At 70.1% G+C, this 17,143-nt stretch carries 15 protein-coding genes; 2 read left to right on the forward strand and 13 right to left on the reverse strand.

The window, feature by feature from the left end:
* Nucleotides 1–335: 335 nt before the first annotated feature.
* From ACIQ1T_RS15560 to ACIQ1T_RS15570, 3 genes are all read right to left on the reverse strand, one after another.
* The gene (locus tag ACIQ1T_RS15560) at nucleotides 336–2,837 is read right to left on the reverse strand and encodes a TonB-dependent receptor domain-containing protein (protein ID WP_395945460.1); all 2,502 of its coding nucleotides are present in this window, start codon (nucleotides 2,835–2,837) and stop codon (nucleotides 336–338) included.
* Nucleotides 2,838–2,933: 96 nt separating this feature from the next.
* Entirely contained in the window at nucleotides 2,934–3,935 is a 1,002-nt protein-coding gene (locus ACIQ1T_RS15565) for a FecR family protein (RefSeq protein ID WP_395945461.1), read from the reverse strand.
* Nucleotides 3,935–4,498: an RNA polymerase sigma factor gene (locus ACIQ1T_RS15570; RefSeq protein ID WP_395945462.1), complete on the reverse strand. Its 564-nt coding sequence runs from the start codon at nucleotides 4,496–4,498 to the stop codon at nucleotides 3,935–3,937. Before ACIQ1T_RS15570 ends, ACIQ1T_RS15565 begins: the two co-directional genes overlap by 1 nt.
* A gap of 321 nt (nucleotides 4,499–4,819) precedes the next feature.
* Here ACIQ1T_RS15570 and ACIQ1T_RS15575 point away from each other — a divergent pair, with 321 nt between their 5' ends.
* Nucleotides 4,820–5,935, forward strand: coding sequence for a glycosyltransferase family 4 protein (locus tag ACIQ1T_RS15575; RefSeq protein WP_395945463.1), 1,116 nt, complete (start codon nucleotides 4,820–4,822; stop codon nucleotides 5,933–5,935).
* Nucleotides 5,936–6,081: 146 nt separating this feature from the next.
* Nucleotides 6,082–8,229, forward strand: coding sequence for a glycogen debranching N-terminal domain-containing protein (locus tag ACIQ1T_RS15580; protein ID WP_395945464.1), 2,148 nt, complete (start codon nucleotides 6,082–6,084; stop codon nucleotides 8,227–8,229).
* A gap of 41 nt (nucleotides 8,230–8,270) precedes the next feature.
* Here ACIQ1T_RS15580 and ACIQ1T_RS15585 read toward each other — a convergent pair whose 3' ends face one another.
* From ACIQ1T_RS15585 to cobD, 10 genes are read right to left on the reverse strand one after another with little or no spacing between them, the layout of a single operon-like run.
* A complete protein-coding gene (locus ACIQ1T_RS15585; protein ID WP_395945465.1) occupies nucleotides 8,271–8,765 on the reverse strand; it encodes a tyrosine phosphatase family protein in 495 nt (164 codons plus the stop codon).
* Complete coding sequence (gene cobS, locus ACIQ1T_RS15590; protein ID WP_395945466.1) at nucleotides 8,762–9,529, reverse strand: adenosylcobinamide-GDP ribazoletransferase; 768 nt, start codon at nucleotides 9,527–9,529, stop codon at nucleotides 8,762–8,764. The genes ACIQ1T_RS15585 and cobS overlap by 4 nt, the downstream gene beginning before the upstream one ends.
* A gap of 1 nt (nucleotide 9,530) precedes the next feature.
* Nucleotides 9,531–10,535, reverse strand: a complete 1,005-nt coding sequence (cobT, locus tag ACIQ1T_RS15595; RefSeq protein ID WP_395945467.1) for a nicotinate-nucleotide--dimethylbenzimidazole phosphoribosyltransferase — start codon at nucleotides 10,533–10,535, stop codon at nucleotides 9,531–9,533.
* Nucleotides 10,532–12,016, reverse strand: coding sequence for a cobyric acid synthase (locus ACIQ1T_RS15600; RefSeq protein WP_395945468.1), 1,485 nt, complete (start codon nucleotides 12,014–12,016; stop codon nucleotides 10,532–10,534). Before ACIQ1T_RS15600 ends, cobT begins: the two co-directional genes overlap by 4 nt.
* Nucleotides 12,004–12,930: an adenosylcobinamide-phosphate synthase CbiB gene (gene cbiB / locus ACIQ1T_RS15605; protein ID WP_395945469.1), complete on the reverse strand. Its 927-nt coding sequence runs from the start codon at nucleotides 12,928–12,930 to the stop codon at nucleotides 12,004–12,006. The genes ACIQ1T_RS15600 and cbiB overlap by 13 nt, the downstream gene beginning before the upstream one ends.
* On the reverse strand, nucleotides 12,923–13,693 hold the full coding sequence (locus ACIQ1T_RS15610) for an ABC transporter ATP-binding protein (protein WP_395945470.1): 771 nt from the start codon (nucleotides 13,691–13,693) through the stop codon (nucleotides 12,923–12,925). The genes cbiB and ACIQ1T_RS15610 overlap by 8 nt, the downstream gene beginning before the upstream one ends.
* Nucleotides 13,690–14,676 carry a FecCD family ABC transporter permease gene (locus tag ACIQ1T_RS15615; protein ID WP_395945471.1) on the reverse strand — a complete coding sequence of 329 codons (987 nt, stop codon included), beginning with the start codon at nucleotides 14,674–14,676 and terminating at the stop codon, nucleotides 13,690–13,692. Before ACIQ1T_RS15615 ends, ACIQ1T_RS15610 begins: the two co-directional genes overlap by 4 nt.
* Nucleotides 14,673–15,557 carry an ABC transporter substrate-binding protein gene (locus tag ACIQ1T_RS15620; protein ID WP_395945472.1) on the reverse strand — a complete coding sequence of 295 codons (885 nt, stop codon included), beginning with the start codon at nucleotides 15,555–15,557 and terminating at the stop codon, nucleotides 14,673–14,675. Before ACIQ1T_RS15620 ends, ACIQ1T_RS15615 begins: the two co-directional genes overlap by 4 nt.
* Entirely contained in the window at nucleotides 15,554–16,165 is a 612-nt protein-coding gene (gene cobO / locus ACIQ1T_RS15625; protein ID WP_395945473.1) for a cob(I)yrinic acid a,c-diamide adenosyltransferase, read from the reverse strand. Before cobO ends, ACIQ1T_RS15620 begins: the two co-directional genes overlap by 4 nt.
* Nucleotides 16,162–17,139, reverse strand: a complete 978-nt coding sequence (cobD, locus tag ACIQ1T_RS15630; protein ID WP_395945474.1) for a threonine-phosphate decarboxylase CobD — start codon at nucleotides 17,137–17,139, stop codon at nucleotides 16,162–16,164. The genes cobO and cobD overlap by 4 nt, the downstream gene beginning before the upstream one ends.
* Between the last annotated feature and the right edge of the window lie 4 nt (nucleotides 17,140–17,143).

The following is a 17,143-nucleotide window of genomic DNA, read 5'->3' on the forward strand; positions in this document are numbered from 1 at the left end:
CGCAGAGGCCTTCCTCTTAACCGTTCGGCGATTCGATTGGAGCGCGGAACCTATTGAAACCAACCCAGGAAAGCAAGAAGTTTTTCAACTCTTTCTTCCCCCGATTTCCCCGGAAACCTCAGTCTCCAGAGCCCTCCGGGCCGGCCCGTTTCCGAGCGAGGCGGCTCTATACGGGCCACCCTTTTTGACCGCAACCGGATTCTGACCAATCAATGAAAAAACTGACGGAACCCGAGTCGACGAACGGCGAAGCCTGTCCTCCGCCCCGTATTTCCGGGCCTTTGGTCCCACACCCGCGCCGCCGCCCCGAAAACCGGACGGCGGCGCAGTCCCGGTCAGAAGGCGTAGCGCAGCCCCACGCCATAGGTCGCCGGGGCGCCGACCAGACGCGAGGCGCCGTTCAGCTCGGGGAAATAGACCTCGTCGGTGATGTTGCGGCCATAGGCGTAGAGCGCCCAGGCGGCCGAGGTCTCCAGCTCGATCCGCGCGTTCAGCAGGGTGTAGGCCTCGGCCGTATTGTTCGGGGCGGCGTTCAGACGGTTGGACTCCTCGCCGTGATGCGAGACCGACAGGCGCGAGTCGAGGCGCCAGCCGTTGTCCAGCACCAGGCCATGGTTGAGCGAGACGGTGGCGGTCACGTCGGGCGCGCCCGGCAGGGGATCGCCGACAGTCGACAGCACCTCGGCGACGCGGGCCGAACTGAACGAGATGATCTCGGTGTCCAGGAAGGCGGCGGCGACATCCAGATCCAGGGTCTGGCGGGCGGTCTCGAACAGGACGGCGTTGACGGCGAACTCTATCCCCTGACTCTCGGCCTCGCCGACATTGGCCCGGCCATTGGTGTCGTTGGCCAGACGAGTCGTCGCCTGCAGTTCCTTGAACCTGTAGCTGAAGGCGTCCAGCGACACCCGCAGGCGAGGCGTGGTCCAGCGCAAGCCGGTCTCATAGGCGGTGACCGTTTCCGAATCGAACGGCAGGGTCTCCGCCTGGGTGAAGATCGAGGTGCCGTCGAAGCCGCCGCCGCGATAGCCGGTTCCCGCCGAGACAAAGACATTCAGGTTCGGGGTGAAGGCGTATCTGGCCGTGCCCCGGCCTGACACATTGTCGTCCTCGAACGACCGGTCCCAGACGAAGGGATTGGTCGTGGCGAAGGTGGTGGTGAAGGTCGAGACGCCCCACGGGTTCAGGTCGTCGTTGCGGCCGCTGAAAGTGGCCTCGTCGCGGGTGTAGCGCAGGCCGCCCGAGAGGGTCAGCTTCTCGGTCAGATCATAGTCGACTTGGCCGAAGACGGCGAAGCTGTTGCGGGTCTGTTTGTGCAGATTGTCGTATTTGGTCCGGGCCGTGTAGCTGGTCCAGTGGGTGTCGAAGTCGATGTCGTCCGAGACGTAGAAGGCGCCCGCGATCCAGTCCAGACGACCGCCGGTGTCGTCGCTGAGACGCATCTCCAGCGAGGTCTGGCTCAGCTTCTCGTCGGCGTCGAAGCGCGAGGCGGGATAGGGCGAGCCGTCGCCATTGCCCTGGACCGAGCGGGTCGTGCCCTGGACGTTGCCGATCACGGCCAGGTTCAGGTTGTCGCCCAGGGCGTGGTTCAGCAGGGCCGAGACGCCATAGATGTCGATGCTCTGGGTGGGATATTCCGACGAATAAAACTCATAGGGATCGTCGTTCTCGCCGGCGTTGGCGATATTGCTGTCCAGGGCGGCGGAGATGCGGTCGTACTGGCGGGTGTCGCCGCGGTCGCGGCTGCCGAACAGTTTGACGGTCAGATTGGTCTCGGGGGCGAGATCCATCGACACGGTGGCGCGGCCGGCGAACAGGTCCTTGTCGCCGAAGCCTTCGCGACGGCCCGGATCGACGATGGCCGGAACCTGGGTCTGGGTCACCCCGCCGATGACCGGCTGGAAGCCCGCCAGATCGCCGGCGCCGGCGCCGGTCATGAAGCCGCCGCCCTGTTCGGCCAGGACGGCGAGGCGCACGCCGACCGTGTCGCTCAGCGGACCGCCGACGGCGGCCTCCATGGCGGCGTAGTCATAGGAGCCGACCTCGATCCGGCCCGAACCCTCGACCGTGTCGCCGGGCCCCTTCGTTATGGCGTTGATCACGCCGGCCGTGGTGTTGCGGCCGTAGAGCGTGCCCTGCGGGCCCTTCAGGATCTCGACCCGGTCCAGATCGAACAGGGGCATGCCGAGATAGGCGTTGGAGGTCTGATAGACGCCGTCCACGTGCAGGGCGACCGACGGGTTGCCGTTGGGCTTGTAGTCGTCGGCGCCGCCGATGCCGCGGATGCTGATCAGGCCGTAGTTGGTGCCGCCGAAGGCGTAGTTGACCGAGACGCCCGGAACCTCGTCGACCAGGCCGACGACGCTGTCGATGCCGCGACGCGCCGCGTCGTCGCCGTCCAGCACGGTCACGGCCAGAGGCACGTCCTGAATCCGCTGGGCGCGCTTCTGGGCGGTGACGATCACCTCGTCGAGAGTGGCGGCGTCGGCGGAGACGGCTCCGGCTTGCGAAACAGAAAAGGTGCGCTCGCCCACCTGGGTCGCCACCAGGCCCGATCCGGCCAGGATCTGGCGCAGGGCCTGGGCGGGCGGCATCATGCCGGCGACGCGGTTGGCGCGCTTGCCGCGCACCAGTTCGGGCGAAAAGACCACCTGGACGTCGGCGGCCCGGGCGAAGCCGGTCAGGGCCGTCTCGAGCGACTGGGCTTCGATGGCGAAGGCGATCGGCGCCGTCGCGCCCTGGGCCAGAACCGGCGTCGCGACCGCGACGGCGGCGACGGCGCAGCAGGCGAGCAGGCCGCGCTTGAAGGCGCCGGCGAACGGCGAGGAATTGGTCATGTGGCAGCCCCGAGGATGGATGGCCGGCGTTCTCGCCGGTTCGCTCTCAGGAACGGAAGCGACCGCGCCACTCCCCACCCCGTCTTGGAAATTTCATCAAGCCGTCTTCGATCCGTCAGGGGCGCTGATGCGCCAGACCCCGTCCGGCCGATGCAGGACCACCAAGCCGAAACCATCCCTCAGCGCCAGGACGAACTCGCGCGATCCGTCATAGCGGAAGGAGCCCGAGATACGGACCTCTCCCGCCCGGTCGTCGGCCAGGGCCAGACGGTCGGACGAATAGAGGTTGAAGGCCTGAACCACCTCGCGCAGCGGGCGGTCGCGCACCACCAGCCGGCCCAGCCGCCAGGCCGTGGCGGCTTCCAGATCCACCGGCTCGATGCGCAGCCCCGCCCCGGCGCCGACCGCCCTCTGGCCCGCCTGCAGTCGGGTCTCGGGCCCGGCGCGACCTTCGGTCAGTTTCAGCCCGCCCGCCTCGACCACGATGTCGGGCCGATCGTCCTTCAGGGTCACCTGGAAACGACCGGCGTCGACGGTCAGGGTCTGATCGCCGGCGCGCACCGAGAACGGCCGCCTGTCCCCCGCCGCGACGTTGAAATAGGCCTGACCGCTGTCCAGCCTGACGCCGCGCCGCCCACGCCCATAGTCCAGTCGGAGCCGCGTCAACGGCGCCAGGGTGACCTCGGACCCGTCCGGCAGGGGCGCCGTCAAACGTTGCCCCGCCTCGGTGGAGATCGTCGCCCGCGCAGGCGAGGAGGCGGTCACGACCCAGACGCCGGCGGCCGCCGCTGCGACGGCGCCGCCCGACAGGCCGAACAGCGCGCGCCGGCGCGTCATCCCATGCGCCCCGGCTCCGCCCCTCAGGGCCGCCGCGCGCAGGGCCAGAACCTCGGGCGCAGCCGCGTCCAGGGCCAGGGCGCGCCAGGCCTCCTGGCACAGGCGATAGGATTCGATGTTGGCGGGATCGGCCTCGATCCAGGCGCGGAAGCCGATCTCGTCTTCCAGGCTGGGCGTCAGGCCGCTGTTCATGCGCGCGAACCAATAGGCGGCGGGATCCGCGTGGTCGTCGTTATCGGCTTGGGGAACGACAGGATGCATCAGTCGGCGGCTTCCAGGTCGAACCTGAGCGCCGACATCGCCCGCACCATATGCTTCTCGACCGCGCTGACGGAAATCCCGAGACGGTCGGCGATCTGGGGATAGGTCAGGCTTTCGAACCGCCGCAGGATGACGATAGTCCGCGCCCGCGGCGGCAGGGCGTCCAGCGCCGCCAGCATCCGGTTCAACCTCTGACGTCCCGCCACGATCCGCTCTGCCCCGGGCGCCTCGCATTCCGCGGCCAGGCCGTCGATATCGACATGGCGTCCTCCGCCCCGCGCCTGTTCGTACCGACCGCGATCGCGCGCGACATTGGCCGCCGCCTCGAAGACATAGCCGTCAACATTGTCCAGCGTCATCAGGTCGCCCCGCCGCAACAGCCGCACGAAAAGATCCTGGACCAGTTCCTCGGCGTCATTCCGCGACGCGGCCCGGCGCATGAAGAAGCGCAACAGCGGCGTCCGCAGTCGGCGGACGAGGGCGGCGAACGCATCGTCGCCCTTGAGGTCGCCCCCGACGGCGGCCCGCATCTTCTCACTGCCCTGGTCCAGCGCATTCGTCACGAAGGCTGCTGATGACCTCGAACCATCACAGGTCCATGTCGATCCGGCGACAATCCGAAGTCTTTCAGGCCGCGACGATGATTTTCAACCTGACCGCGCAGCCGCTCGCGCAAGCTTTCCGATCAATCACTTAGACTGGATGCGTTGTCGTCGCCGGGGGCGGCCGAAGACGGGAAGTGAGCGATTTCGTACAGAGACCGCCGTTTACCTTCGCCGTAAGTCACCGGAACTTTTAAAGAAATCCGCGCCTGCGGCGGAACCTCGCAGTTGCGAGAACATTGATGTGTACGGCCCGGCTCAGCGGGTCGGAGCACACACATCATGAAGATCGCGCAGGTCACCCCGCTTTACGAGGCCGTTCCTCCGAAGCTGTATGGAGGGACTGAGCGCGTCGTCGCTCACCTGACCGACGCCCTGGTCGATCTGGGCCACGACGTCACCCTGTTCGCCAGCGCCGACGCCCAGACCCGGGCGCGCCTGATTCCGGTCCGCGACCAGGCCATCCGCCTGGACCCTGCACCGCTGAAGTCCGACCTCGCCGCCCACCTGTCCATGCTGGGCGAGGTGCTGGACCGGGCCGACGAGTTCGACGTCATCCACTTCCACACCGACATGATCCACTTCCCCCTGTTTCGTCAGTGTGCGGACAAGACCATCACCACCCTGCACGGGCGGCTGGACATGAAGGATCTGCCCGGCGTCTACGCCCGATGGAGCGAATTCGGCCTGATCTCCATCTCGGACGACCAGCGCACGCCGCTGCATTTCGCCAACTGGAAGGCGACCGTTCATCACGGCATGCCCGGCGACCAGTATCGCTTCTCGCCGAAGTCCGAGGGTTACCTCGCCTTCCTGGGCCGCATCTCGCCCGAGAAACGCCCCGACCGCGCCATCGAGATCGCGACGAAGCTGGGCCGTCGACTGAAGATGGCCGCCAAGGTCGACGCCGCCGACAAACGCTATTGGGAAGAGACCATCTGCCCGATGGTTGAGGGCAATCCCCTGATCGAGTTCATCGGCGAGATCGGCGACCATCAGAAGTCAGCCTTCCTGGGCGGCGCCGACGCCCTGCTCTTCCCCATCGACTGGCCAGAGCCCTTCGGACTGGTGATGATCGAGGCCATGGCCTGCGGCACGCCGGTCGTCGCCTTCCGCTGCGGCTCGACGCCCGAGATCATCGAGGACGGCGCCACCGGTTTCCTGGTCGACACGATGGAACAGGCCGTCGCCGCCGCCGACCGCGTCCAACTGCTGGACCGCGAGGCGATCCGCGCCCGATTCGATCTGCGCTTCTCCGCCACCGCCATGGCCCGCCGCTATCTGGACGTCTATGGCGACCTGCTGGCGCGTCGCCCGTTCGCCGAGGCGCCCCTGGCCAATGTGGTCACACCGCTTCGCCCGCTCGACGAGGAACGCAGCTTCGCCCTGATCGGCTAAGCGTCGCCGGGTGCGATTTCCGAAGAAAATCAGGCGGCGGAGGTGAACCCTCCGCCGCCTGCGTCATTGATCTCTCAAGCGGCTCCTGAACGCCGCATTCTGGGCGGATCGTTCGGCCAAGGCCTCAATCGCGGCGGAGAGACCTGATGGACGACGCCTATTCGACCCAACTGACGGCTGGAGAGTCGGTCGAGGCCTCCGGCCTTGAGCAGCTGATGGCGCTGAAGGAGGGCGACACCTTCCTGGTCGCCGACGGCTGGGGCGACATGAGCGGCGGCGCGGACGGCCTGTTCGCCGGCGACACCCGCGTCCTGTCGCGCTGGACCATGACCGTCGGCCTGCTGAAGCCGTCGCGCCTGTCGTCCGGCGTCAGCCAGGACAATGTCTTCTTCTCCTGCCACACCACCAACCGCCCGCTGCCCCCGATGGGCGGCCGTTCCGCGCCGGCGGGCGTGCTGCATATCGAGCGCCGCCGCTTCCTGTGGGGCCGGCGAATGTTCGAGCGCATCCAGATGCTCAATCACGGGGTGGAAGACATACTGCTGCCCCTGGCCTTCGACTTCGGCGCCGACTTCCACGACATCTTCCAGGTCCGCGGCACGCACAGGGCCAAGCGCGGGACCGTCCACACCCCGACCACCGACGGCCGCCGCGTCACCTTCCGCTACACCGGCCTGGACAATGTCGACCGCTCCAGCTGCCTGGCCTTTTCCGAACCGCCCGCCCGGCTGACCGCCCAGCGCGCCGAGTTCATGTTCAGCCTGCCCAAGGGTCGGCAGGTCGATCTGTTCATCGAATGCGGCGTCGATTCCTGCGAGGCCCCCGACGCCCGACGCTGGCGCGAGAACGCCGTCCACGCCCGTCTGGCCATGCGCGCCAAGCGTCGGCGCGGCGCCTCGGTGCGCGGACCGCGCAGCCCTCGGTTCAACGACTGGCTGGACCAGTCGCGCGCCGACATGGCCCTGTTGACCACCGACCTGCCGACCGGCCCCTACCCTTATGCCGGCACGCCCTGGTTCTCGACGCCGTTCGGGCGCGACGGCATCATCTCGGCCTGGCAGATGCTGTGGCTGGATCCGTCCCTGGCCCGGGGCGTCCTGACCTATCTGGCGGCGCGCCAGGCGACCGAGACCTCGCTGTTTCAGGACAGCCAGCCCGGCAAGATCATGCACGAGACGCGCGGCGGCGAGATGTCCGCGCTCGGCGAGGTGCCGTTCGGCCTCTACTACGGCGGGGTCGACACCACCTGCCTGTTCACCGCCCTGGCCGGCGCCTACGCCAGTCGGACCGGCGACCTGGATCTGATCCGCAGGCTGTGGCCGAACCTGATCGCCGCCGCCGACTGGATGCGCGACTATGGCGACTCGAACGGCGACGGGCTGATCGACTACCAGCGCGGCGCCGACACCGGCCTGTCGAACCAGGGCTGGAAGGACTCGGAAGACTCCATCTTCCACGCCGACGGGCGTTTCCCCAAGGGGCCGATCGCCCTGCTGGAGGTCCAGGGCTACGCCTTCGCCGCCTGGAAGGCGCTGGCCGACCTGGGCGAACGGCTGGGCGACGACCGCGCGCCCGAATGGCGCGACCGGGCCGAACAGGTCCGCACCCTGGTCGAGGACAGGTACTGGATGGAGGACGAAGGCTTCTACGCCGTGGCCCTGGACGGCGACGGACAGCAGTGCCGCGCCATCGCTTCCAACGCCGGCCATCTGCTGTTCACCGGCCTGCCCTCGGTCGAGCGCGCCCGGCGGGTGACCAAACGCCTGCTGTCGGCCGAGTTCCGCACCGGCTGGGGCATCCGCACCCTGGAGCTGGGCCAGGCCCGGTTCAATCCGATGAGCTATCACAACGGCTCGGTCTGGCCCCATGACACGGCCATGGCCGCCGCCGGCATGGCCAACTACGGCGAACGGGAGGCCGTGGCCAATATCCTGGCCGAGATCTACGCCGCCGCCGCCCATTTCCACCTGCGCCTGCCCGAGCTGTTCTGCGGTTTCCCGCGCGCTCCGGGCGAGCCGCCCATCGCCTATCCGGTCGCCTGCCTGCCCCAGGCCTGGGCGGCGGGCTCGGTCTTCCTGATGCTGCAGGCGACGCTGGGCCTGTCCATCGACGCCTGGACCGGGACCGTGGACATGGCCGACCCCGTGCTGCCCGGCGGACTGGAACGGCTGAACATCACCGGGCTGGAGGTCAATGGCGCCGTCGTCGACCTGACGATCCGCCATGTGGACGGCCGCGCCGTGGTCATTCCGACCCACCGCCAGGGCAGGGTCGCCGTCCGCACCCTGCGCTGAGACGTCGGGGGCGGACTCGGCGCGCGAGGCGTCCCGGCCCGTCACAGATCGAATGTTGCGCCGGTGAATGTGTCAGCGCCGCGCGCAATGGCGGCGATCGCCGCGACCATGGCGCCCTGTCGTCCCAAGATCTGGTCGGCGAGGGCGACCAGCCGCCGGTTGGGCGTCGCGAACGGCGCGGCGCGGCGCAGTCGCCAGGCCAGGGCTTCCGTCTCGCCCTCGCCCCGGATCATGCAGGCGATGGCGTAGGCGGCGGCGGGCGAACGACTGACGCCCGCCCAGCAATGCACCAGCAAGGGCGCGGTGCGCGGCCAGGCGGCGGCGAACGCCAGCAGGCGCTCCACCTGCTCCTCCGTCACGGGCTGGAGGCCGTCGGCCGGTTCGACGATGTCGTGGAAGTTCAGCGCCAGCCGTTCCAGGGACGACGGCAGATCCGGTTCCGCCGCGCCCGGCGAGGCCAGGCTGACGATATGGGAAGGCCGTCGCGCACGGATCACCGTCTCGACCTCGTGCAAGGGCGAAACGATGAGAATCATCGCGCCAGCAGGGCGGCCACGGCCAGCAGGAAGCCGATCTCGAACGCCTGTTCCGCCGCGCCGAGCGTATCCCCGACCCAGCCGCCGATCAGTCGCCTCGCCAGCACGACCACCACAGATGCGCCCAGCACGCCGCCCGCCAGACCGCCGACTGCAGGCCAGGGAGCGAAGACGACAAGGGGCGCCGTGGCCGCCGCCGCGAACATCATGGCCGCGGCGACTTCCGGCCAGGTCACGCCGTCAGCGACCGGCTTGACCTTGGTCGCGGCCCGGTCTCCGGCATAGGGCGACAACCGCATGGCCAGGACGGCGACGGCCCGCCCCCCGGCGTGGGCGGCGACAAGGGCCAGGCCCGCAAACCAGGGCGACATGGGCTGCAGGGCGCCGACCTTAGCCGCCACGGTCAGGATCAGGGCCAGGGCGCCATAGGTTCCGATCCGGCTGTCCTTCATGATCTCCAGCCGTCGCGACGGCGTCTGGCCTCCGCCCAGTCCATCGGCGGTGTCGGCCAGACCATCCTCATGAAAGGCGCCGGTGACGAGGACGCCGACGGCGACGGCCAGCAACGCGGGCAGCCATCCGGTCCAGATCTGCGACGCACCGACGAAGACGGCGGCCGAGATCAATCCCACCACAGCTCCGACAAGGGGAAAGAAGCGCGCAGATCGCGCGGTCCAGTCCGGCTGGAAGGCCTTCAGCGGCGGCACGGGGACGCGGGTCAGGAACTGGACGGCCGTCAGGAACAGGGCGAGCTGGCGCGGCACGTCAGATCCGCCCCGCCAGCACGTCGTCCAGACTGGCCACATCGGACAACAGGGCCGCCGCCGCCCGCAGCAGGGGTGCGGCCAGCAGGGCGCCGGTTCCCTCCCCCAGCCGTAGATTGAGATCCAGCAGGGGTTCGGCGCCCAAGGCCTTCAGCATCCGGTCGTGCCCCGCCTCTGCCGACCGGTGGGCGAACAGGCAGACGCGGCGCGCCTCGGGCCGCAGCCTCACGGCGGCCAGGGCGGCGGCGGTGCAGATGAAACCGTCGACGATCACCGGCGCATTCCGCTCCGACGCTCCGTGAATCGCCCCGACCATCATGGCGATCTCGTAGCCGCCGAACTGGCGCAGCACCTCCAGCGGGTCGGTCGTGTCGGTCCGGGCGGCGGCGCGGGCCAGCACGGCCCGTTTGCGCGCCAGCCCCTCGGCGTCATGGCCCGTGCCGACGCCGACGCAGTCGTCCAGAGCGGCCGGCGCCAGCCGGTGCATCAGCAGGGCGGCCGAGGCCGTATTGCCGATACCCATCTCGCCCAGGGCCAGCACGTCCGCACCGCGATCCAGCGCGATCCGCGCCTGTTCGGCGCCGCGTGACAGGGCCAGGGCGAGCGCCTCGGCCGTCATGGCCGGCTCGCGCGCGGCGTTGCCTGTGCCCCTGCCCACCTTGGCGTCGACCAGGGCCGGGTGGGACAGGTCCGCGTCCACCCCGGCGTCGATCACCGTCACCTCGGCGCCGACGGCGCGGGCGAAGGCGTTGGCCGTGGCCTTGCCGGCCAGCAGGGTGGCGACCATGGCCTGGGTCACCGACGACGGATAGGCCGAGACCCCGTCCTGGGTCAGGCCGTGATCGCCGGCGAACAGCAGCAGGGCGACACGGTCAGCACGGGGCTGCATCGTCTGCTGGATCAGAGCCATCTGCACGGCCAGATCCTCGATCCGGCCCAGCGAACCGGGCGGCCGGGCCTGGGCGTCCAGATGCGCGCGGACGGCGGCTTCGGTCACGGCGGTCATGGGGTCGGCTCCTTCAGCCCGGCGAGACGCGCCAGGGTCGCGACGTCGAGGCAGGTTTCGAGGACGGCGGCGATCTCGTCCAGCGCCCGGTCGACCTGGAGCGCATGATCCTCGGCGGTCGAGGCGGCGCCCAGGCCGGCCAGCAGATAGGCCCGCGCCGCGCCGCTGTCGAACAGACGGTGGACATAACAGCCGGAGACCCGGCCGTCGGCGGAGACGGCGCCTTCGCCGCTTCCGTCCGCGCGTCGCAACAGGGGGCGGTCCAGACCGACGCCGGTCGTGCGCCCCATATGCATCTCGAACCCCTCATAGGCCGCCCCGTCCAGGGTCTGACCGCTGCAGGGCTCCAGCACCTTGTCGCCGCTCAGGACGGTGTCGATCTCCAGCAGGCCCAGACCCGGCGCCGATCCGGGCTCGCCCTCGATCCCGTCCGGGTTCGAGACAGACCGGCCCAGCATCTGGAAGCCGCCGCAGATCCCCAATACCCGCCCGCCGCGCCTCACATGGGCCAGCAGGTCGATGTCCCAGCCTTGTTCCCGCACGAAGGCCAGATCCGACAGGGTCGCCTTGGAGCCAGGCAGGACGATCAGGTCCGCGTCGCCCGGCAGGGGGTTGCCCGGCGGGACATAGATCAGGTCGACCGAAGGCTCGGCCTGCAACGGATCGAAGTCGTCGAAATTGGCGATATGGCGCAGGATCGGCACGGCGATCCGCACGCGCCGCGCCTCTCCTTCGACGGCGCGATCCAGCACCACCGCATCCTCGGCCGGCAGGCGCCGTGCCGCCGCCAGCCAGGGAACCAGCCCTAGATCCGGCCAGCCGGTGCGCCGTTCGATCTCGCGCCGACCGTCGTCGAACAGGGCCGGATCGCCCCGGAACTTGTTGATGATGAAGCCCTGGATCGCCGCGCCGTCGGTCTCGTCCAGCACAGCTCTGGCGCCGACCAGGGCGGCGATGACATGGCCCCGGTCGATGTCGCCGACCAGGACCACCGGCACCCCGGCGGCCAGGGCGAAACCCATGTTGGCGATGTCGCCCGTCCGCAGATTGATCTCGGCCGGACTGCCCGCCCCCTCGACGATCACCAGATCGGCCTCGGCCTCCAGCCGGCGGAAACTGTCCAGCACCACGTCCAGCAGGGCGGCCTTGCGCGCCTGATAGGCCATGGCCTGATAGCTGGCCTCAACCTGACCGCGCACGACCAGCTGGGCGCCGACGTCGCTCTGCGGCTTCAGCAGGACCGGGTTCATATGCACGGTCAGCGGGGTGCGGCAGGCGATGGCCTGAAGCGCCTGGGCGCGGCCGATCTCGCCGCGTCGCCCGTCCTCGTCGGGTTCGGTGACGGCGGCGTTGTTGCTCATGTTCTGCGGCTTGAACGGCCGCACCACATGGCCGCGATTGGCGAACAGACGGCACAGGCCCGCGACCAGCACCGACTTGCCGACATCCGAGCCGCAGCCCTGGATCATCAGCGCCGCCATGCGCGGCCTCCGACAGCCACGGCGGCCCATAACAGGCCGCAGGCGCGGACATAGACATCCAGCGCGCGACGCAGATCCCCGGCCGTGGGCGCAGGTCCGTCGCCGAAGCTCGGCCGCTCGGTCAGGACGCCGTCATAGGCGACCGGTCCGCCCAGGCGCACGCCCAAGGCCCCTGCCATGGCCGCCTCGGGCCAGCCGGCATTGGGCGAGGCGTGACGGCGGGCGTCGCGATTCATGATCCGCCAGCCTCGACCGCCGGCCGTGGCGATCAGGGCGCCGGCCAGCCGCGCGGGCGTCAGGTTCATCAGGTCGTCGGTGCGGGCGGCGGCCCAGCCGAAGTCCCGCCAGCGCGGCTCCCTATGACCGATCAGACTGTCGGCCGTATTGACCGCCTTGTAGGCGTAGAGGCCCGGCAGACCGGCGACGGCCAGCCAGAAGGCGGGCGCCACGATCCCGTCGTTGAAGCTTTCGGCCAGGCTCTCGATAGCCGCCGCCGCCACGCCCGAGGCGTCCAGAGCGGCGACATCCCGCCCGACGATCCGTCCCACGGCGGTGCGGGCGGCGTCCAGATCCCCGGCCTCCAGCGCGGTCAGGACGGCGGCGACATGGTCGTGCAGACTGCGCTGGGCCAGGCCAAGGGTCGCGGCCAGAACCGGCGCCGGTCCGGGCAGGCGCGAGGCCGCCAGACCGGCTAATACGGCGAGCCCCGCCGTTCCCGCCACGGTCCCCACGCCCGCGATGCGACGCTCCAGCGCCGACCGCTCGGGCCGGTTCAGCCGTCGCTCGGCCGCGTCGATCAGGGCGCCGATCCCCACCACCGGGTGCGGCAGCCGTCGGTGCAGCCGGTCCGGATAGCCGACGGCGGCCTCGGTCGCGAGGGCGGTCAGGGCCAGCCGGGCGTGGCGTCTAAGCACGGCGGATCACATCGACCAGCGGTCCGCCCTCGCCCGGCGTCACCGTCGCCTCGACCCCATAGGCGCGGCGCAGGACATCCGGCGTCAGGGCCGTGGCTGGCGGGTCGTCGGCCAGGACCCCGCCGTCGGCCATGACGATGACGCGATCCGCCATCCGCAGCGCCAGGCTGAGGTCGTGCAGGGTCACCACCACCCCCACGCCGCTGACGGCCAGACGCCGGAACAGGGCGGCGGCGTCCAGCTGGTGCGCCGGGTCCAGCCCGGTCAGGGGCTCGTCCGCCAACAGCCATTCGGGCTCTCCGGCCAGGGCGCGGGCGATCAACACCCGCGCACGCTCGCCGCCGGACAGGGTGTCGACGATCCGGTGTTCGAAGGCTTCGACATTGGCGGCGGCCAGGGCGCGGTCAACGGCGGCCCGGTCCTCGCCCGTCTGGCCCCACGCCCCGACGAAGGGAGTGCGGCCCAGTTCGACCAGGGTCCGCGCCTCGACCGCCCAGGCGATCTCGGGGATCTGGGGCAGGAAGGCCAGACGCCGGGCGCGAGGACGCGGCTTCATCCCCGCCAGCGCCTCTCCGTCCAGGGTCACGGTCCCGGTCGTGGGCGCGCGCAGACCCGCAAGACAGGCCAGCAGGGTGGACTTGCCCGCCCCGTTCGGACCGACGACGGCCGTCACCCGGCCGACCTCGAACGACAGGCCGACGCCCGACAGGATGGGCTTGCGCCCGATGACGACCGACAGGTCCTCGCACGACAGCACGCTCATGCGACGGTCCTCCTCAGACGCAGCAGCAGGACCAGGAAGAAGGGCGCGCCGAGGGCCGCCATGGCGACGCCCAGCTTGACCTCGCCCGCCGCCGGGGTCAGGCGCACCAGCACGTCGCCGGCCATGATGATCACCGCCCCGCCAAGGGCGCTGGGCAGCAGCAGGGCGCCGGGCCGGGCGCCGACCAGGGGCCGCAGCAGGTGGGGCGTCACCAGACCGACGAAGCCGATCACCCCCGTCACCGCCACGCTGGCGCCCGCCGCCAGACCGACGCCCAGGGCCAGCAGCCAGCGGGTGCGGGACATGGAGATCCCCAGCGACCGGGCGCCCGTCTCGCCCAGGGTCAGGGCGTCCAGCGCCCGCCCCAGGGTCAGCAGCAGGCCGCAGCCGACGACGATGAAGGGCGCCGCCATCTGCACCTCCTCGAAGCTGCGGTCGGCCAGAGATCCCATCAGCCAGTCGATGATCTCGTTCACCGCCCAGGGATTGGGGGCCAGCGACAGGGCCAGGGACACGCCGGCCGTGGACAGGATGTTCAGGATCGCGCCCGCCAGGATGAAGGTGACCAGGCTCGACGCCGAACCGGACAGGGCCATCAATACGCCCACCCCGATCAGGGCGCCCGTGATGGCCGCCAGCGGCAGGGCCCAGGGCGCCACGGCGGTCAGGCCGTAATAGAGGGTCAGGACGGCGCCCAGGGCGGCCATGGTCGAGACGCCCAGCACGCCCGGATCGGCCAGGGCGTTGCGGGTGTAGCCCTGCAGGGCCGCGCCCGACAGGCCCAGGGCCGCGCCGACGGCTATGCCCAGAAGGGTGCGCGGCAGACGCAGCTCGAACACGATGGCCCAGCGTGGATCGATGTCGGGCGAGATCCAGGCGCTCCACGGCACCCAGACCTTGCCGGCGACCAGACTGATCCCCGACAGGATCAGCAGCAGGACCAGAAGCCCGGCGTAGAGAAACGGTCGGCTGACAGGTTTCATCGGGATATCGCCAATGCGGTTTCGCGGGCGCTGGACAGGGCCGCCGCCGTCTGGATCAGGACGGGACCGCCGCAGAACAGCAGCCGTTCGGGGAAGGTCGCGCGTTTCATCTGGGCGGCGATGTGGCTGAGGGCCGGATGAGTCATGACCCGCGTCCTCCAGGTCGGCGCGCCGGGGAAGGGCTCGCCGGCCATCAGCAGGTCCGGCGGATCCGCGATGACGAATTCCAGCGGCACGTCCATCGACCGCTTCAATCCATATTTCGCCGCCGCATTCTCCAGGCCCGCGCGCTGCATCATCTCGTCCATCAGGGTGCCGGGACCGGAGGCGAAGCCGCCGGGCATGAAGACCAGGGTCGACAGTTTCGGCGTGCCGGGCCTGGGCGCGGCGGCGGCCAGAGCCGCCTCGATCCGCGCGACCAGGGCTTCGCCGCGTTCCGGATAGCCGACCAGGGCGGCGATCTCGCGCACCTGGGCCAGGCTGTCGGCGACGGTGTCGGGGACGCCGAACAGGGCGGCGGGGATGCCCAGCCGGTCCAGGGCGTTGCGGGTGGCCAGGGACGAATGCCGTCCCGTCAGCACCAGATCGGGCTGGAGAGCGATCACCTCTTCCGCCGTCTCGTAGGTAAAGGGCAGGGTCTTGGCCAAAGCGGCGATGGTCGAGCCGTAGTCCTCGCGGGCGTAGTGGCTCAGGGCCGCGATCTGCGACCGGTCGGCGACCTCGACCAGGATCACGTCAAGACAGGGGTTCAACGACACCACGCGGCGCGGCTTGCCCGCCAGTTTCGGCGACGGCGCGGCGGAAGCGCCCAGCGCAAGGCCCGCAAGCCCGGTCGCCAGACCGCCCGCGACCAGGGCGCGTCGATGCGGGCGGTCGCTCAAAAGTCGATCCCCCGCTGGGCCTTTACGCCCTGTTCGAACGGATGTTTGACCAGGGTCATCTCGGTGACCAGATCGGCGACGGCCAGCAGCTCCGGCTTGGCGTTGCGGCCGGTGACGCAGACGTGCTTGCCCTCGGGCCGCGCGATCAGTCCGGCGACCACCGCGTCGATGTCCAGATAGTCGTAGCGCAGGGCGATGTTCAGCTCGTCCAGCAGCACCAGATCCAGAGACGGGTCGGCGATCATCTCCAGCGAGGTGGCCCAGGCGGCGCAAGCCGCCGCGATGTCCCTCGCACGGTCCTGGGTGTCCCAGGTGAAGCCCTCGCCCATGACCTCGTATCGGACCTGATCAGGGAATTTGCGGAAGAACTGGCGCTCGCCGGTGATCCACTTGCCCTTGATATACTGGACGATCCCGACCTTCTGGCCCCAGCCCAGGGCGCGGGCGACCATGCCGAAACCGGCGGTGGACTTGCCCTTGCCGTCGCCGGTGTTGACGATCAGAAGGCCGAGCTCCTCGGTCTTGGACCGCATCAGTTCGCGCCGCTCGGCCTGCAGCGCCTTCATGGCCTCGGCGTGTTCGGCGTCGGTCTTGGTCTCGTCGGTCATCGCGACATCTCCAGGGCGGTTTTCAGTCGCCGCCATCGCCCGCGCTCCGGCAGGCCGAAACGGATCAGGGCCGGATCATGGGCGAAGGTTCGCACCAGAACCCCCTGCTCCGCCAGCCGTCTCGCACGCCCCGCCGCATCCTCGCATCGGGTCAGGCGGAACAGATCAGTCCCGCCGACGATCTCGAACCCCGTCTCCGTCAACAGGTCGTCCAGCCGCACCGCGTCCCGCGCCAGCCGCGCCCGCGTCCGCTCGGCCCAGGCCGTGTCGGCATAGGCGGCCCGCCCCATGGCGATGGCGTCGGCCCCGACCGGCCAGTCGCCGATCCGACGACGGATCCGCTCGGCCAGGACCAGATCGCAGATGACGAAGCCCAGCCGCACCCCCGGCAGGCCGTAGAATTTGCCGAACGACCGTAGGACGACGGTCCGTCCCGTGGCCAGGGAAGCCGCGCTCAGGCCCGGCGTCACCTCGCCGAAGGATTCGTCGACGATCAGCCAGCGGCCGTTCGCGGCCGAGACCAGATCCGCGCCCGGCGTCGTCGCCCCGTCCGGATTGTTCGGATTGACCACGATCAGGGCCGGCGCCTCGCTGGCGAACAGATCGGCGCGGGCCACAGCCTCGACCGCGAGGCCCGCCCTGCTCCAGGCGTCGGCATGGCTGCCGTAGGTCGGAGACGCCACGGCGACCCGGTCCACGCCCAGCAGATCCGGCAGCAGCCGCAGTCCCGCCTCGGCGCCGGCGACCGCGACCACCTGCTCCGCCCGCACGCCGAAGGTCGAGGCGGCGACGCCTTCCAGCGCCGCCGTATCCGCCGGATCGGGCAGGCGCCGCAGCGCCTGCAGCGACGGCCGCGCCCGGCGCCATCCCTCGGGATTGATCCCGGTCGACAGGTCCAGCCACGGCCGGGGCGCGAGCGGATGCTCGGCCTGGGCCGCGGCCAGTCGCCCGCCGTGAGGAATGGCGCCGCTCATCACG

The sequence above is a fragment of the Brevundimonas sp. genome (genome assembly GCF_044336875.1).
GTDB lineage: Bacteria > Pseudomonadota > Alphaproteobacteria > Caulobacterales > Caulobacteraceae > Brevundimonas.

Excerpts from the sequence above, each read along its gene's own strand:
- ACIQ1T_RS15610 (WP_395945470.1), bottom strand. The coding sequence starts at position 13,693 with ATGAGCGTGCTGTCGTGCGAGGACCTGTCGGTCGTCATCGGGCGCAAG.
- ACIQ1T_RS15600 (WP_395945468.1), bottom strand. The coding sequence starts at position 12,016 with ATGGCGGCGCTGATGATCCAGGGCTGCGGCTCGGATGTCGGCAAGTCG.
- ACIQ1T_RS15580 (WP_395945464.1), top strand. The coding sequence starts at position 6,082 with ATGGACGACGCCTATTCGACCCAACTGACGGCTGGAGAGTCGGTCGAG.
- ACIQ1T_RS15565 (WP_395945461.1), bottom strand. The coding sequence starts at position 3,935 with ATGCATCCTGTCGTTCCCCAAGCCGATAACGACGACCACGCGGATCCC.
- cobD (WP_395945474.1), bottom strand. The coding sequence starts at position 17,139 with ATGAGCGGCGCCATTCCTCACGGCGGGCGACTGGCCGCGGCCCAGGCC.
- ACIQ1T_RS15585 (WP_395945465.1), bottom strand. The coding sequence starts at position 8,765 with ATGATTCTCATCGTTTCGCCCTTGCACGAGGTCGAGACGGTGATCCGT.
- cobO (WP_395945473.1), bottom strand. The coding sequence starts at position 16,165 with ATGACCGACGAGACCAAGACCGACGCCGAACACGCCGAGGCCATGAAG.
- ACIQ1T_RS15615 (WP_395945471.1), bottom strand. The coding sequence starts at position 14,676 with ATGAAACCTGTCAGCCGACCGTTTCTCTACGCCGGGCTTCTGGTCCTG.
- cobT (WP_395945467.1), bottom strand. The coding sequence starts at position 10,535 with ATGACCGCCGTGACCGAAGCCGCCGTCCGCGCGCATCTGGACGCCCAG.
- ACIQ1T_RS15560 (WP_395945460.1), bottom strand. The coding sequence starts at position 2,837 with ATGACCAATTCCTCGCCGTTCGCCGGCGCCTTCAAGCGCGGCCTGCTC.
- ACIQ1T_RS15575 (WP_395945463.1), top strand. The coding sequence starts at position 4,820 with ATGAAGATCGCGCAGGTCACCCCGCTTTACGAGGCCGTTCCTCCGAAG.